The 15,339-nt window shown below is 27.8% G+C and carries 16 protein-coding genes and 1 pseudogene; 8 read left to right on the plus strand and 9 right to left on the minus strand.

Translation table 11 applies throughout. The features are described from left to right. Nucleotides 1-3 precede the first annotated feature (3 nt). Entirely contained in the window at nucleotides 4-243 is a 240-nt protein-coding gene (locus AGR56_RS23565; protein WP_347460499.1) for a hypothetical protein, read from the minus strand. A gap of 608 nt (nucleotides 244-851) precedes the next feature. Between AGR56_RS23565 and AGR56_RS22180 the strand changes: the two genes are divergently transcribed. The 3 genes from AGR56_RS22180 (at nucleotide 852) to AGR56_RS15580 (ending at nucleotide 3,154) form a co-directional block, all read left to right on the plus strand. After that, on the plus strand, nucleotides 852-1,499 hold the full coding sequence (locus AGR56_RS22180; protein WP_242851485.1) for a MerR family transcriptional regulator: 648 nt from the start codon (nucleotides 852-854) through the stop codon (nucleotides 1,497-1,499). A gap of 408 nt (nucleotides 1,500-1,907) precedes the next feature. Then, complete coding sequence (locus AGR56_RS22185) at nucleotides 1,908-2,060, plus strand: hypothetical protein (protein ID WP_242851486.1); 153 nt, start codon at nucleotides 1,908-1,910, stop codon at nucleotides 2,058-2,060. Nucleotides 2,061-2,185: 125 nt separating this feature from the next. Further along, the gene (locus AGR56_RS15580) at nucleotides 2,186-3,154 is read left to right on the plus strand and encodes an MFS transporter (RefSeq protein WP_242851487.1); all 969 of its coding nucleotides are present in this window, start codon (nucleotides 2,186-2,188) and stop codon (nucleotides 3,152-3,154) included. Nucleotides 3,155-3,243: 89 nt separating this feature from the next. Here the strand turns inward: AGR56_RS15580 and AGR56_RS22995 are convergent, their stop codons facing one another. After that, complete coding sequence (locus tag AGR56_RS22995; RefSeq protein ID WP_278279661.1) at nucleotides 3,244-3,378, minus strand: hypothetical protein; 135 nt, start codon at nucleotides 3,376-3,378, stop codon at nucleotides 3,244-3,246. Nucleotides 3,379-3,524: 146 nt separating this feature from the next. Here AGR56_RS22995 and AGR56_RS15585 point away from each other — a divergent pair, with 146 nt between their 5' ends. Beyond that, on the plus strand, nucleotides 3,525-3,752 hold the full coding sequence (locus AGR56_RS15585; RefSeq protein ID WP_053242985.1) for a helix-turn-helix transcriptional regulator: 228 nt from the start codon (nucleotides 3,525-3,527) through the stop codon (nucleotides 3,750-3,752). Continuing rightward, complete coding sequence (locus AGR56_RS15590) at nucleotides 3,752-4,075, plus strand: hypothetical protein (RefSeq protein WP_053242986.1); 324 nt, start codon at nucleotides 3,752-3,754, stop codon at nucleotides 4,073-4,075. The genes AGR56_RS15585 and AGR56_RS15590 overlap by 1 nt, the downstream gene beginning before the upstream one ends. 411 nt (nucleotides 4,076-4,486) lie before the next feature. Here the strand turns inward: AGR56_RS15590 and AGR56_RS15600 are convergent, their stop codons facing one another. Beyond that, the gene (locus tag AGR56_RS15600; protein ID WP_053242988.1) at nucleotides 4,487-5,875 is read right to left on the minus strand and encodes an MATE family efflux transporter; all 1,389 of its coding nucleotides are present in this window, start codon (nucleotides 5,873-5,875) and stop codon (nucleotides 4,487-4,489) included. Nucleotides 5,876-6,039: 164 nt separating this feature from the next. Further along, nucleotides 6,040-8,122, minus strand: a pseudogene (locus AGR56_RS15605) (helix-turn-helix domain-containing protein). A gap of 199 nt (nucleotides 8,123-8,321) precedes the next feature. Here AGR56_RS15605 and AGR56_RS23570 point away from each other — a divergent pair. From AGR56_RS23570 to AGR56_RS23580, 3 genes are all read left to right on the plus strand, one after another. Further along, complete coding sequence (locus AGR56_RS23570) at nucleotides 8,322-9,551, plus strand: hypothetical protein (protein WP_347460500.1); 1,230 nt, start codon at nucleotides 8,322-8,324, stop codon at nucleotides 9,549-9,551. Between the two features lie 266 nt (nucleotides 9,552-9,817). Further along, on the plus strand, nucleotides 9,818-10,132 hold the full coding sequence (locus AGR56_RS23575; protein ID WP_347460501.1) for a UvrD-helicase domain-containing protein: 315 nt from the start codon (nucleotides 9,818-9,820) through the stop codon (nucleotides 10,130-10,132). Between the two features lie 175 nt (nucleotides 10,133-10,307). Beyond that, nucleotides 10,308-10,520: an ATP-binding domain-containing protein gene (locus AGR56_RS23580; protein WP_347460502.1), complete on the plus strand. Its 213-nt coding sequence runs from the start codon at nucleotides 10,308-10,310 to the stop codon at nucleotides 10,518-10,520. A 913-nt stretch (nucleotides 10,521-11,433) separates the two neighbouring features. On the opposite strand, the gene AGR56_RS15615 is transcribed toward AGR56_RS23580, so the two are convergent. The 5 genes from AGR56_RS15615 to AGR56_RS15630 form a co-directional block, all read right to left on the minus strand. Beyond that, nucleotides 11,434-12,225, minus strand: coding sequence for an ABC-2 family transporter protein (locus AGR56_RS15615; protein WP_053242989.1), 792 nt, complete (start codon nucleotides 12,223-12,225; stop codon nucleotides 11,434-11,436). A 4-nt stretch (nucleotides 12,226-12,229) separates the two neighbouring features. Continuing rightward, nucleotides 12,230-12,337 (minus strand): hypothetical protein, encoded by a 108-nt coding sequence (locus AGR56_RS22190; protein WP_242851488.1) that lies wholly within the window; start codon nucleotides 12,335-12,337, stop codon nucleotides 12,230-12,232. Next, nucleotides 12,334-13,047, minus strand: a complete 714-nt coding sequence (locus tag AGR56_RS15620) for an ABC-2 family transporter protein (protein WP_242851489.1) — start codon at nucleotides 13,045-13,047, stop codon at nucleotides 12,334-12,336. Before AGR56_RS15620 ends, AGR56_RS22190 begins: the two co-directional genes overlap by 4 nt. 3 nt (nucleotides 13,048-13,050) lie before the next feature. After that, nucleotides 13,051-14,010: an ATP-binding cassette domain-containing protein gene (locus AGR56_RS15625; protein WP_331000752.1), complete on the minus strand. Its 960-nt coding sequence runs from the start codon at nucleotides 14,008-14,010 to the stop codon at nucleotides 13,051-13,053. Between the two features lie 422 nt (nucleotides 14,011-14,432). Beyond that, on the minus strand, nucleotides 14,433-15,308 hold the full coding sequence (locus AGR56_RS15630) for a metallophosphoesterase (RefSeq protein WP_053242991.1): 876 nt from the start codon (nucleotides 15,306-15,308) through the stop codon (nucleotides 14,433-14,435). Nucleotides 15,309-15,339 lie beyond the last annotated feature (31 nt).

Genomic DNA, 15,339 nt, shown 5'->3' on the forward strand with positions numbered 1-15,339 from the left:
TTTTTATTTGATAAGCTTTTCAACGCAGGCCTTATCAATGTATAGTACAGGTCGTACTTTTATTTTTATTATCTTACCTTGTCTTTGCAGTTCATTAAGCTCCATACTTACATTATTTCTTAATATGTCTAAATTTTCTGAAATTTCTAAGGAGCTGAATCCACATTTCTGCTTCAGTGTATCAATGTCAAATTCTTTAGTTTTTTCTACAATATAATTATATATTCGTTCTATTCTTTTCAAAACTCTAGCCTCCTATATATAGTAAAACCAGCTCAACTACAAACTATATATGCACCATAATGTCTAGAAGCCGACATTTTAGTGCAACTAAAATTTTAAGCTTCACAGTTGTATATTTTTAATAATATCAATACACTTTTTTTATATCAATACTATTATAGGATTTATATTGGTAAGTTTCAATACTAAATTTTACATCTTAATTTATGCTACCCCTTTCTATTACCTTAGCTGCTCCGTCATTGTCGTTTGTATCGGTAATAAGCTTGCCTTAATCTTTCAACATCATGTACAGATACGAATTCCAATATATGATTTATTTTTACATATATATCAGCTATAACAAAGTTACTTCCATTTCAATAATAGAATCTTCATATTCTTTATCTCTTCATTGCCCTCTTTTATATATATAAGATACAGACCTAAAGTATTGTCAATCTTAGCTATTCCCTGTAGAGTCAATATAAATGGCTTTGTTTCTGAAAGCACCTTCTTGAAATGCTCATTAATCTCAGTTGATGTGATACTTCTTTCAAATGTAAATACCAATTTGATTATGCTATAATTATTTATTATTAAAGCTTACCACATATGGAGGTAACAATATGAAGATTGGCAAATTTTCTAGAATTAATAATTTAACTATAGATACTATAAGGCATTATATGAATATAAATTTGATAATACCCGAAAAACAAGGGGGACAATACAACTTTGATACTAAATGTCAAAATGATTTGGAAGACGTATTATTACTTAAAGAAATGGGATTTTCATTAAATGAGATCAAATCAATTTTTATGTTTAAAAGACTAGCTAAACTTACTTCCTATCAAGAAAATGAATGTTTCAAAACATTTTTTACAAATAAATATGAACAAATAGAACATCAAATAATAGTGCTTAATAAAATGAAAGAAAAACTCAAAGCAAAATCAAGTCTCCTTTCAAACATAGAAACCAAAAATAAATCTGTTATGGGTGTAGACATTAAAGCACTAAATATTTTAAAGTGTTTTAAATGCAAACAGGATTTAGAACTTCGTGAAGGCAATATAGTAGACAATCAAATTATAAACGGAAAGCTTATATGCCCTTGTGGTGAAGAATATACAATTCAAAATGGAATATTAAAAATTTATAATACAGACGTAAATGACTTTAAGTTTAATTCTAATTATATTATAGATTATATAAATTCTACCAATATAGATTACTTAGATAATGTTTATCGTGATGGACTGGCTATATAAAAAATTAATTTACTAATTTAAAAATAAAGTAATACTTGAACTAGGTTCAGGAATTGGGTTTTTTTAAGAAGCATTTATCAAAATCTACCTGATGATTCAATATATATTGCCGTAGATCATGATATAAACAGACATTTATTATTAAAAAGCATACTAGAAACCGTAAACTGCAAAAAGAATATATTATTTATTTGTTCAGACTTTAAGCAAATTCCAATAAATGATAAATCTGTTGATGTACTTTTAGATATTTCCGGAACAAGTAATTACAGCTTTGACAATGAAGAATTTTTATTAAAGCTAATCGATAATTATGTAAAAGATAACGTAATTATAATAGGTACTTATATTTTATTTAAAAATTTTGCCTCAAATTCTTTAATAAGAAATAATTATCGAAAAAACTTTATGATAAATAATATTAAAAATGAAATTTCAAAGCTTAACTATAATATCTTTGAAGAAAATATATCAGATTATATAGAAAAAGGCGGTAAATATGAAGGTTATTTTAAAGATGGCGAGAAAGTATATTCATATTTAATCTTTGGCAAAAGATAGGGTTAACTCTATCTTTTGCTTATTTTATAATAAAATTTTATTAATTAATGTATTGATATGGTGATAAGACTACTATCTATAATGAACTTAAACAAAAACAATATTTAAAGGAAAGTAGGATTAAAATGTTAGTATCAGTCTTATCATTAAAAAGATTTTCAAAGAATAGAGAATTCTTAAATGTATTCTTGTTTTCAATTGCAAACTTCATATCTCTATTTGGGACATCTGTATATAATTTTGCCATTAGCTTATATGTATTAAAGCTTACTGGTTCTGGTTTAAACTTTGCAACTACTTTAACAATAAGTATTTTATCTACTGTTCTTATAAATCCATTTGCAGGTGTACTTGCTGATAGAATGAGCAAAAAATTGCTTGCTGTAATTACAGATATCTTAAATGTCACTTTATTATTAGTTCTTTATATATTAACTATGAAGCACACTTTAAATCTACCAATGATTTACGTAAGCACCTTCTTCTTAAATGTATTTTCCACTATTTATGGAATAGATGTCGAAGCCTCAAAACCAAATCTGGTATCGAAAAAAATGCTTATTTCTATAAATTCCGCTAGCAAAATAATTGAATCCATTTCTTCAATAATTGGCCCAATGGTTGGTGGTATAATTTTCGCTTTGATAAATATACGACTTTTCATCATAATTAATGCTTTTTCTTTTGGCATATCTGCATCTCTTGAAATATTTATGGATTTCAATTTTAATTATAGTAATAATAAAAAAAGCAAAGAAAATTTCAATTTTTTTACTGACATAATTTACGGAATCACCTATTTAAAAACCAGAAAAAATATTATAAGTATATTTACAATTTTTATTGTATTAAATTTTTTCATCGGTCTTTCAATAAATGTTCCAATGCCATATATAATAAATAATGTTTTAAAATTAAGCACTAATTTCTTTGGTATAATAGAAGCATTTTTCTCTGTTGGAATGATTTTAGGCGCCCTTATAATAAAAAAAAGTTATGAAAAAATACTGCTATCAAAAGATTACAAAAGTAATGAATATCATTCTATCAATTTGTATGATAGTAATAGGTTGTTCCGTTATAATTCACTATAAAATACTCAATAAAATTTTTATTTGATATATTTCACTCTAATAACATTATTATCAGGTATAGCTATAGCTTCAATTGACATTCCTCTCTTCTATATTCTCCAACAGACTATTCCAGACAATTTTAGAGGAAGAGTACTTGGTGTGGGAAGCAGCATATCTAAAATAATTCTACCTATTGCACTAATCATAGCTGGAGCTCTTATAAATCTTACACCATCATACATTTTACCAATAATAAGTGGTGCAGGACTTTATATTTTTAGTATGTTATACATTAAAATTGACTGAATTTACTTATGTTGATTATATCCAATATAATGTTTACTATATACAACATTATGTGCTATACTCTTTCCAAGGAAGTGATTTTATGGTTAAAAGAAAAAAGATATTCAACACTAAAATCAAAGTATTAAGAGCTGAAAAAGATTTAACTCAAGAGGATTTAGCCATAGACCTTGGAGTAAATAGAAGTACCATACTAGAAATAGAAAGAGGAACTTTTAATCCTTCGTTAAAACTTTCTTTTAAAATTGCAAAATACTTTGGGAAAACTGTTGATGAGATTTTTGAGATGATAGAGAAGGATGAAGAATAATGTTAGTTAAATTAATACTTGAAATTAATGCTTTAATAGCCGCTATGTTTTGCGGTTCATTTTTCATAATAGCTTTAAGTGACAAGGATGAAATGGACGAGAGTAATTTTAATGCTGCTCTTAAAGGAGCTTCTATAGTAACAGTTGTTTCTATACTAATATACTGCTATTACATGCTTGCAACAGGAACAAAAAACATATCAATAAACCTATTGTTTTTAGCTGTTGATGAACTAAGTGGTTTAACACTTATATTTAATTTTTTAGAACAAAAGGGGATTGATTTTTCCATAAAACTAAAAACAAAAAACTTAGAAACATAATAATGTATATTTCTGCAGCTCTTTCCTCAGTACTTATTATATTAATTTTCTTAAATTTAAAAATCTTTCAGAACAAATCTGGATTTATAGGATATGATATGCTTTTAATGTGTTTGAATTTTATTTTAATATCTATACTAATCCCTTTGATGCCAAACAAAAAAAAGAATACCAACAGGGAAGAAGTAAAAGAAAATAATAAAAAAATTGATAAACTTTTTAGAATATTTTATTTAGTATTCGGTACTTTCTGGGGACTGTTTATAATTTATGTTATATACATACTAGCAACTAGGTGAATCAAGGTAATTATAAATTAAGTTAAAGATTTTCCGTAGTATAACGGAGAAAAATCATCATTAACTGTGAACTGTGCATTGTGAATTGTGCACTAAAAGTGGTAAGTAAAAATTAAATACTTTTACTTACCACATGCCTTGGCATTTTTTCTTCTTCAAATTTCTCTTTGAAGGCTTTTCTTATAAAGTGAATTGATGTTAATATAACAACCACATCTCCTACTGGATAAGCCATGAAGGCACCTTTCATTCCAAAAATCTTTATAAACAATGTTGCTAAAGGTATAAATATTACTATCTCTCTATATATTGATAAAAGAAAACTTTTCCTTGCCTCTCCTATTGCTTGATAATAATATATGGTAACATAATATATTCCCAAAAGCGGAACGAGAAGTGTACAAGTTCTAAATGCACTTACAGTTTGAGCTAATAAAGCCTTGTCCTTCAAGAAAAATCCTATTATCGGATAAGAATATTTCATAAATACAACCCAAAACACAACTGAAATTATAATAATATATTTAATTGAGCATTTTAAAATCTTTCTTACTCTATTGTAATTTCCGGCTCCAAAGTTATAGCTTATTATAGGCTGCATTCCAGAACTTATGCCGATTATCGCAATAAACATAATCATTAAAGCTTTTGTAACTATTCCAATAGTAATTATCGCAGAATCCCCACCTATTGGATGCAAAATATTATTAAGTACTGCTCCAACGAAAGCATCTACCATTTCAATTATAAAAGTTGAAAATCCAACGGTTATTATTTCCCATATTATGTTTTTATTTACAGTCTTTAAGGTCAAACGACTTGAAAATTTAATTTTAAATTGATTATTCGTTTTAATAAACATGAAAAGTGCAAATATAAACGAAATTACCTGTGCTGTAATATTAGCAACTGCACTTCCTATAAGCCCCATACCGAATGCTACAACAAGAATATAGCTAAACACTATATCAAGTGATATGCCTATAAGATTTGTATAAAGAATTATCCTTGCTTTACCAAAAGATATCATTATATAACACGCTACAATTGCAAGTGCCTGAAAAACTCCACCTATCAAAAGTATTGATACATACTTATCTGCTAAGGCATAAATTGCACTACTTGCTCCAATAGCATGAATAACAGGCTTTCTAAAGAAATATATTAAAACGGAAACCGTTATTAAAGAAATCAAAGTCAACATAAGAGAATTTACTATTACATTCTTTAATTCCTTTGTATTTTTTTCTCCCATAGCCCTTGCTGCATATGCTAATGTTCCTGAAGCAATCAAAAGTCCAAGTGCAATCATAAGCTTTTGTATTGGATAGGCTACTGTTACAGCTCCTATCGCTTCAGTTCCAACATATCTTCCAGCAAAAACCGTATCAACAGTATTATAAAGTTCATAAACCAGTGATGAGAGTATCGCAGGTATTGCAAATTTTAAAAGCAATTTACTTATATTTTCGGTAAGGAAACTTTTATCATTTGCTCCCATAAAACCACCTCATTTCTTGCAGCTTAAAGATCTCCTAAGCTACAAGTTAATTATACTATTTATATAAGGTGGATTTCATCAACTAAAGTGCTCACATAAAAGTACCAATATGCTATGTTAATAAAATGGATTTTTTATGCTAAAAGCAAATAAAACCAATTTTATTACTTATTTATACCTTCTACAGGTCTAATAACTATCAATACAGCACCATATCCCTGAATTTTACTTTGAATATTAAATATTGTACTTTTCTTTATGCTCCTAAAATGTATACTAGGAAAGGCTGCCTTGTGAAGTATTTCCTTTTCTTCTTTACTAAGTCTCTTAGGTCTGCCCATATCTGTCCAATAATTATAGGAGGAACCAACCTTCTCGTTTATATCGTAAGCCGTTACTCTTACAGCCGAAGGTATACCAACTATATTAATTGAAAATTTCTTCTCGGTAATGTTTCTAATTCCTCTAAACTTCGAAAATTTGTCAAAAAGGTTGAGGTTATCTATATCTTCATGATAGCTATAAAGCAAAATCTGGTATTCATTATCACTCTTAGTAACTATATATCCATTATCCTTAGCAACTAAGACATCTCCTAACTTATTCATTAAAAAATAAGCATAATACGAAGGCTTTTTTATACCCTTATCATTAATAAGTCCCGAATATCCAAAGAAAACTTCATTTGTAAGATTAACCTGCTTATCAAGAACATCAAAAGCTCTTAAAACATTTCTGCTTGGTTTCTTATTTACAACACTGTTAATTACAAAAGGAAGCATATATGCAGTATCATATATATAATTTATATCATCATTATAGGAGAATTTCTCCTCAATAATTTCAAGTTCATAATCTTCCAAAAGCAGTTTTTCTACCTGCTGTCTCACTTCATCCTTCACTTTATCTGCAAATTGAAACTTGAATTCATTGAAGCTTACAGTATCAAGTTCATTAAAGTAATCCAAAAAGGACTTTAATGCTTTTATAAATTCATCAGACGTAAAACTATCATCATCAAGTACTATTACTACACCTATTCCAAGGGTATCTAAGAACTCTAAAACATCTCTAGTTCTATTCCAGTTATAAAACTTTGATTCCGGAAATATTCCCATGTCCTGACTAAACACATTTAAAAGCCTTGCATACTTAAATCCAATTTCATCTTGAATCGTTTCAAGTATATCCTTATTGTCTTCAATTAAAAGTTCAAAAGCATCTCCCACATTAATTATATCTTTAAACTCCTTTTGAAACTCACCAATTTCATTTGACATATTAAGCGTTATCTTAGATATTTTTTCTTCATAGTTAAACCTATCATAGTCCTCAAGATAATAAGTTATATAGTCGATGCTATCTTTAAGTTCAAAATAAGTTATTTTCTTTTGCTTTTCAAATTCCTCATCAGATAACTTAAATTTTTTTCTGTACTGAGTTGGCGAACACTTAAAGTGAATTTTAAAGTGCTTATTAAAATATCTAGTATGCGAAAAGCCAACTTCTTCTGATATCTCAGATATAGTTTTATCTGTATCTAACAAAAACTTTAATGCTTCATCAACTCTAGTTAAGTTAAGAAGGTCTGTGAAACTATATCCAGTTGTATCCTTTATTTCATGAGACAGATAATGGGTGCTTAAAAATTCCTTTTTTGCTATATCTTGAAGTGTTATATTGTCATTATAATTATTAAATATATATTTTGTAATTCTGTGGTATCTTTCAAGCTGTTCTTCTTTCTCCCTTAAATCTTCTCTTTCACTTGTAAGATAGTGAAAGTTATTTATGAGGTGATATAGAATCTTTACCAAAATATCTTCAATTGCCTCATCATAGTTGTCCTGCCTTTGAACAGCTTCGCAGGTTATTCTTGAAAGAAATGTCCTAAGTTCATCATACTCCTCTCCTTTTTGACCATTATCATCAGTAATATTGGTGTAGAAGAACATATTTTGAATATCATTATAGTATTTCTCAAAAAAAATTTGGGTCAATATGAAATACCAATATCATATTGTTCTTATCTCTGCTTACAATACTGTGAGCCTCATCTATATTGACTATTTCTATATCTTTTTCAATAAGCTCATACTTATCAGAATCTATAGTCACATAGAATTTTCCCTTAAGAACATATAATATCTCTATGGAGTTATGCCAGTGTACAGGATATTCCATTATATTGGCACAACAAATATTAACTGGTACATCTTTTTTATAATTTATATATTCTCTTCTCATAAAACACCCCGTAATAAAAATAAAATCATATTTACTTTACACAAACATGATTTTAATATATAATAAAAAAGCTTATAGTTTTTCATTTTATAATATAATAATTCTATTATATTATAGCACATTACAGTTTTCAATGTCAATAGGCAATTCCCCTGTAAAAAGTCTTATTTTTATCAAAAATTTTTAGGAGGTACTATTTATGTGTAATTTTAAGGAAGATTCTAATGAAGAAGCTTTATATCTCAAAAAAACTCTTAATTTCATAACTCAGGAGTTAAATAAAGAAAATCAAAATACCAATAATTTTGAAAAGGATCTTATCAACTCTAGAAAAAATATGTGGCAAGAAACATCTCATTCCTCAAGTGATCTTGACAAAATACCAGAAATGAATCACTATCTTTCCGAAATAAATATTAAGTCTAGCATTTTTGAAAAATCTGCTGCGAGGATAACCGCATATAAAAAAATGCTTTCTTCCCCTTACTTTGGCAGAATTGACTTTAAAGAAGACGGCTTTGATGATACTGAAAAAATTTATATTGGAATGCATAATTTGCTTGATGAAAATACAGATGAAATTTTAGTTTACGATTGGAGAAGTCCTGTTGCCAGCATGTTTTATGAAGGTGAACTTGGTCAAAGCCATTATAATTCTCCTATTGGTATAGTTAGCGGAAATATATCTTTAAAGAGACAATATAAAATACAAGACTCAAAGCTAATATATTTCTTTGATAGCAGCCTTCAAATAAAGGATTCCATGCTTCAAGAAATATTGAGCAAAAACTCTTCCGATAAAATGAAAAACATAGTTCAAACAATACAAAAAGATCAAGATGTCATAATAAGAGATACAGAAAACGAACTCTTAATAGTTCAAGGCTGTGCTGGAAGTGGTAAAACTTCTATAGCTCTTCACAGAATTGCTTTTTTGCTTTACATTGGCATGTCCTCTAATTTATCCTCGAATAATTTTATAATAATCTCTCCAAATTCAATTTTTAGCAAGTATATCTCAGGAGTTTTGCCTGAACTTGGAGAAGAGAATGTAAATCAAATAACCTATGATGAAATATCATCAAAATATTTAAATAATGGCCTTAGACTTGAAAGAAGAAATGAACAACTTGAAGATCTAATACTTTCTAAAAATTCTACTAAGCTGGATAATATAAATTTTAAGGGTTCTACAATCTTTTTAGAAATACTTAATAGATTTATAGATTATTATTTAAGAAAGCTAATTCCATTCGCAGATGTATACTATAATAATAAAGTTATTTATTCAAAGGATGAAATTAAGAATATGTTCTTAAACAATAAAATAGGCATGGCTCCGGCTAAAAGACTTAAACGAATTGAAAATATAATATTCAATAAAATTCACCCTATACAAAAGGAAAGATTAAAAAAATTGAAGTCATAGTTAAAAATAGTTATGGACATGAACTTGAAGTAAAATCCTTCAGCAGACTACTGTCAATAAAAGAAACAAAAATATTAGTAAATGATCTTTCTAAATTTACCAGAATAGATTACCTTGCATTGTATAAACTATTATTTTTTAATTTAAAACTATTTAAGAAACTCTGTAAAGGTTTAGCACTTCCTTCAAATATAAATGAAATAATAGAGTATACTAGGAAAAGTTTATCTGAGAAATTTATTCCTTATGAAGACTGCACTCCCATTATGTATTTAAAATTAAAATTTAATGGACTAAATGATTTTTCTCAAATATCACATGTGGTAATAGATGAAGCACAAGATTATTATCCATTTCAATTTGAAATATTTAAGCTTTTATTTCCTAAAGCACGTTATACCATTTTAGGAGACTTTAATCAAGCAATGGAAAATAAAAAGGATGAAACAATATATGAAGACATAGATAAAATACTTCATAAAAACAGATCCCTAAAACTGTTCCTAAACAAAGGCTATAGATCTTCTATGGAGATAAATTTATTTGCACAAAAAGTTTTAGGTAAAAAAATACTTCTATAGACTTTTTGAAAGACATGAAAATAAACCAGAAATAATATCGCTTCCAAATGAAGTTTCAATATATACCTCAATAGTTTCTGACATAGAAAGGTTTCATAATGATGGTTTTAAATCTATTTCAATAATATGCAGAACTCATAAAGAGGCAAAAAAAGCCTATGCTGCCCTTAAAAATTTGTCAGATGTAAAATTGATAGACAGTGATGCACTAGAAATTGAAAAAGGAACATTAATAATCCCATCATATATGGCAAAAGGCTTAGAATTTGATGCTGTTATAATATTAAGCACTTTTACTGAAAACTATACTAACGAGTTCGATAAAAGGCTTTTATATGTAGCTTGCACAAGAGCACTCCATAGACTTAAACTCTATTACATTAAGTAAACTTGAGCAATTTAAAAATATTGCGAAGTAACAGTATCTTGAGATATTAAATGGAAACTATAAATCTAAGGCGATGATTGTCAAAATTCTAAGAAGTTTCAATAACTCGCCTGTGGCTCAGACAGATTGAAACTTCTAAGCCTTTTAACAATCATCACCTAAGATTTATTAGCTTTCATTTAAATCATCTCTTCAATACTGTTACTTGGCTAAACCGGAAATGCAAGGTAAATTTTTCTCCGGTTCCCTACGAAAAATACTCTATAATCACTGTTAATCAATAAATGAATGGACAAGTTCACGCCAAAAATTCCGTAGGTACGGAGGAATTTTTTCCTTGCACTACCGTGGGAGCGAAGTAATACTGCTGAGGAAACGATTTAAAAAAATTCTAATAAATCTTGGTAAAAAAATCATAAAATACTTAGATATCTCAATTTGCCTGAGCGCACAGCGAGTATAAACATACGCGGGGTTTGGGCTCTGCCCCATAGCCATCAACCTAATTATTCAGTAAACTGAATAATAAATATATTTAGCTTTTTTATTATAATGGAAATGATGATTCATAATCATTTCATTATAATATGAAAATTATGACATTAAATTAAATTTAATGCGAACTAAATAAACGGCGACACTCCGTTTCCCTACGGAAAATCTTTAACGTATTTAAATTATTTATTTTTCGTAGAGAAACGGAGAAAAAATATTCCTTAACCTTTTGCCGTGGCAAAAACCTTCACCTTTGACAAGCAAAGCTATGTCAAACCCTTCACTTTTCACATAAGTGAAAAAGTTAGTTTTTTAATGAGCAGGGCGAATTAAAACCCTTCACTCAGCTCGACAAATTCCAATTTATTAGGATAAACCTGGAACTTATAATTTTCAAGTTTCACATTATCTATCTATATTAACTTCCTGAACTTTCATATCTATTCATTCCTTTAAGCCATATAAAATAAGCTACACAAATACTTATAACACTAATTAACAAAGTTAACATTATACCATAAAAAAAACTCATCCTACCAATAAAATACGCTCCTGGAAAATACCCTGTAAATGCAAAAGGTATAATAAAAGTCAATATAGAACTTATTACTTTAGGATATATACCCATTGGATATTTAGCAAAACTACTTAATTGATATGTCATAAATAAATAGCTTTGTGCAAATTTAACCCAAAACGCTATACTTGCAACAGCAAGTTTAATTGCTGTATATATAAAACTTGCAAATATTATTACAATTATCATAAGTACTAAATTCAAAGGTGTTAGCTTGATATTTAACCTGTTACATGAGGTCACAACTAAAATTAAACCTATAATTATTTCTCCAAAGCCATCTGGCTGAAACCTTTCTGCTATAAGTTGAAATAAAGGATTTAATGGTCTTATTAAATATCTATCAAATTGCCCCTGTACTATTATGTTTCTACTTAACATCCACAGATTGTCTGTAAATACATGGTCAATTCCCCTTGGTATTTGTGCAAATCCGTAAATAAATAAAATTTCATAAAAACTCCATCCAGCCAAACTTGGTATATTATTAAATATAAGCTTTATAAAAACTACACCAGCAAACTGAACAAAGATAAAACCTATCAAGCCTAATATAAAATCTATTCTGTATTCCATCAAGGATTTTATATATTGTTTAAGAAATTGTATATATAATTTAAAATATCTCTTCATAATATCAACCTCCCAGAATAGTAAGCTTTTTAATCAAACTATTCCACATGACCTTAGCAATAACTGATAAAATTATCAGCCATATCACTTGAAGTATTAATGCTTTTATCAAAAAATACCTGTTAATTTTCCCAAGTATATCATTGATGGGGTATATATTAACGAACTAAATGGTAAAACTTCAATAAACTTTTGGATTATCTTAGGGAAAAACACTATTGGTATCAATGCACCAGATAGCAAATCTGTTATAGCGCCCATTATTTGGGTTAAACCCCACATGTTTGTTATCTTAAAAGAAAGTAGTGCAAAACAATAACTATAATAAAAGTTAATTAATAATCCCAATATAGCACTAATTAAATACAATAAAATATTGGAGATACTAAAAACTCCAGTATACTTATAAAGCAATATATTTATGCCAGAAAACCCAATTATGAATATTAATATAAAGTTATACATTACATTTCCAAGTGCTTGAAACATCATTCTTTTTTCATAACTAATAGGTCTTATGAGGTTAACTGCAATAGATCCATCCTTTACTTCTGAATATATGTCACTAAATATACTAACACCAATCATTAAGCTTGTAAGAAATGATATCAGTATATATATAACCATTTCATTTAAAGAAAACCCTTTTATTGTAGTCTTTGAGGAGCTTCCATATACAGCCTTCCAAAGATAATAACTTACTGCAAGTACCATAAATTGTCCAAACAAAAATATAATTACATCAGCTTTATAAGATAACTTCCTTTGGAAAACATTAGTTGCAAAGGGTAGATACATTTTCAACTTACTTCTTCTTTTCACCTTCTACACCCCGCTTTTATATATCTTCTTAACAATATCCTCAATGCTTGTCTCTTTTATAGAAAAATCTAATATATGAAACTTTCCAATTAATTTTTCAATTATATCTGCAGCTGAAATATTATTTTTATTAAAAGTTATATTAATTTTATTTTCTATAACTTTAATTTCTATATTTTGAACATCTAATTCTTTAATAAAATTAATCTCTTCAAGTTTTACTTTTTCTTTCATTTGAGCTTCTATGCTAGTCATGTATCCATACTTTTCTTTTATTTCATTCAAACCTCCGTCGTATATTTTCTTTCCATTGTCTATTATGATAATTCTATTGCATAATTCTTCAATATCATTTAAGTCATGTGTTGTTAATATTATAGTTGTTCCATAATCCTCATTAATTTTCTTTATAGCCTTCCTAACATTATCTTTTACTACTACATCTAATCCTATTGTTGGTTCATCAAGATATATAACCTTAGGATTATGAATGAAAGCTGCTGCAAGGTCTGCCCTCATTCGCTGTCCCAATGAAAGCGTTCTAACTGGACTAAGCATAAAATCTTTTAGTCCTAATGTTTCATTTAAAAAATCCATTCTTTCCTTAAATTTTTTGTCCCCTACATCATAAATATCCTTTAAAAGAGAAAATGTCTCTGATAACGGAAGATCCCACCACAGCTGCGTTTTCTGGCCAAAAACAACACCTATACTTTTAGCATTTTCTTCTCTATTTTCATAAGGAACAATACCGTTTACAAGCACACTACCTGAAGTTGGAGTTAATATTCCTGTCATCATCTTAATTGTTGTAGATTTTCCAGCACCATTAGCTCCTATGTATCCCACAACTTCCCCATCATCAATATTAAAGCTTATATTATCAACAGCAGTTTTAATAGTATATTCTCTTGAGAAAAATGATTTTATTGCACCCTTAAATCCCGGATATTTTTTGTTCATTTTAAATTCTCTTTTTAAATTTTTTACTTCTATCAATTAATGTTTCCCCCTACTTTTAACTTAATTAGGTTTTTTATGCTGATTATTCTAATATTATATATCTGTGCGCAATCGTTTTGCAAGAAATATTTTTCTTACAATACTTCCTATAAGGAAATGGTGCTACACCTTGATATTTTTAAATATATTTCATTTCTGGTTTTAAGGTACCTATTACATTAATATCATATAAGAATAAAATGTTAAATAGAAAAACTAGTTAAAAATATTCTTCTCTAAAAAAATGAGGGGGCTATCGCAATTTTTTTTGATATGATACCTCCAAAGTAGATTTTGGTTATTTACCATGTCTACTTTGGAGGTATCATATCATTTTTTAGTGCGACGCCCCTTCATTTTCTTGTCTATTATCTATATATTTTCTATGAATTATCATGCTTATTGTATAAAGTTATTACAGAAACTTCAGGTCTGTTAAAAAGTCTTATGCAAAAACTTCCCCTTCCAAGTCCTCTATTTACATTCATAAAACTATTATTATACCTATATATGCCTTCATAATACTTAGGAAAAAATCTGTATTCTGGAGAAAAAACTCCTCCTAAAAACGGAAGTTTTATCATTCCCCCATGTACGTGACCAGTAAGTATAAGATCTGCTCCCCATTTAGCGTAAGTACTAAAATAAACAGGATTATGAGAAAGCAATAAATTGTAATTACTTTTATCACATTTTCCAATTAATTTTTCCATACTTTCAACACTAAGATTTACACTTCTAGAATTCTTGTTTCTAAAATCTCTATAGTATTTTAAATCAATATACATTCCATATAAATTTATAAATTTTTTTCTAAAATTTATTACAACTTTTTCATTATCTATTATATTGATTCCTTTATCTTCTATTGACTTAATAAAATTATTAAATTCGCTAGGATTTCTTTTAATTACATTTTGCTCATGATTACCGAGTATATAATATATCTTATATTTTTTTACAAGCTTACTTACAATGCAAGCAAATGATGAATAATCAAAATCATCATTTACCATATCTCCTGTAATTACTATAATATCAGGATTAACTGCTTCAACTTTTCTTACTAATTTTATATTATCTTTTCCAAAACTTTTACTATGAAGATCTGAAAGCTGTAATATCTTAAAACCATTAAACTCTTTTGGTATTTTAGATAAACGTATTTTATAATTCAATATCTCTATAAAATTATTATCTACATATATTTTTAAAGTAGTTATACATACTAAAATTATTATTCCAAGTTTTAATATCATCTTTACCCAGCTATCTTTCTAAATTTTATAT

Source organism: Clostridium sp. DMHC 10 (assembly GCF_001270375.1).
Lineage (GTDB): Bacteria > Bacillota > Clostridia > Clostridiales > Clostridiaceae > Clostridium_S > Clostridium_S guangxiense.

Coding starts and splice junctions, on each gene's coding strand:
- AGR56_RS22180 (WP_242851485.1), top strand. CDS start 852: ATGAAGATTGGCAAATTTTCTAGAATTAATAATTTAACTATAGATACT.
- AGR56_RS22185 (WP_242851486.1), top strand. CDS start 1,908: ATGATAAATAATATTAAAAATGAAATTTCAAAGCTTAACTATAATATC.
- AGR56_RS15580 (WP_242851487.1), top strand. CDS start 2,186: ATGTTAGTATCAGTCTTATCATTAAAAAGATTTTCAAAGAATAGAGAA.
- AGR56_RS22995 (WP_278279661.1), bottom strand. CDS start 3,378: ATGTATGATGGTGTAAGATTTATAAGAGCTCCAGCTATGATTAGTGCA.
- AGR56_RS15585 (WP_053242985.1), top strand. CDS start 3,525: ATGGTTAAAAGAAAAAAGATATTCAACACTAAAATCAAAGTATTAAGA.
- AGR56_RS15590 (WP_053242986.1), top strand. CDS start 3,752: ATGTTAGTTAAATTAATACTTGAAATTAATGCTTTAATAGCCGCTATG.
- AGR56_RS15600 (WP_053242988.1), bottom strand. CDS start 5,875: ATGGGAGCAAATGATAAAAGTTTCCTTACCGAAAATATAAGTAAATTG.
- AGR56_RS23570 (WP_347460500.1), top strand. CDS start 8,322: ATGTGTAATTTTAAGGAAGATTCTAATGAAGAAGCTTTATATCTCAAA.
- AGR56_RS23575 (WP_347460501.1), top strand. CDS start 9,818: ATGTATTTAAAATTAAAATTTAATGGACTAAATGATTTTTCTCAAATA.
- AGR56_RS15615 (WP_053242989.1), bottom strand. CDS start 12,225: ATGAAGAGATATTTTAAATTATATATACAATTTCTTAAACAATATATA.
- AGR56_RS15625 (WP_331000752.1), bottom strand. CDS start 14,010: ATGAACAAAAAATATCCGGGATTTAAGGGTGCAATAAAATCATTTTTC.
- AGR56_RS15630 (WP_053242991.1), bottom strand. CDS start 15,308: ATGATATTAAAACTTGGAATAATAATTTTAGTATGTATAACTACTTTA.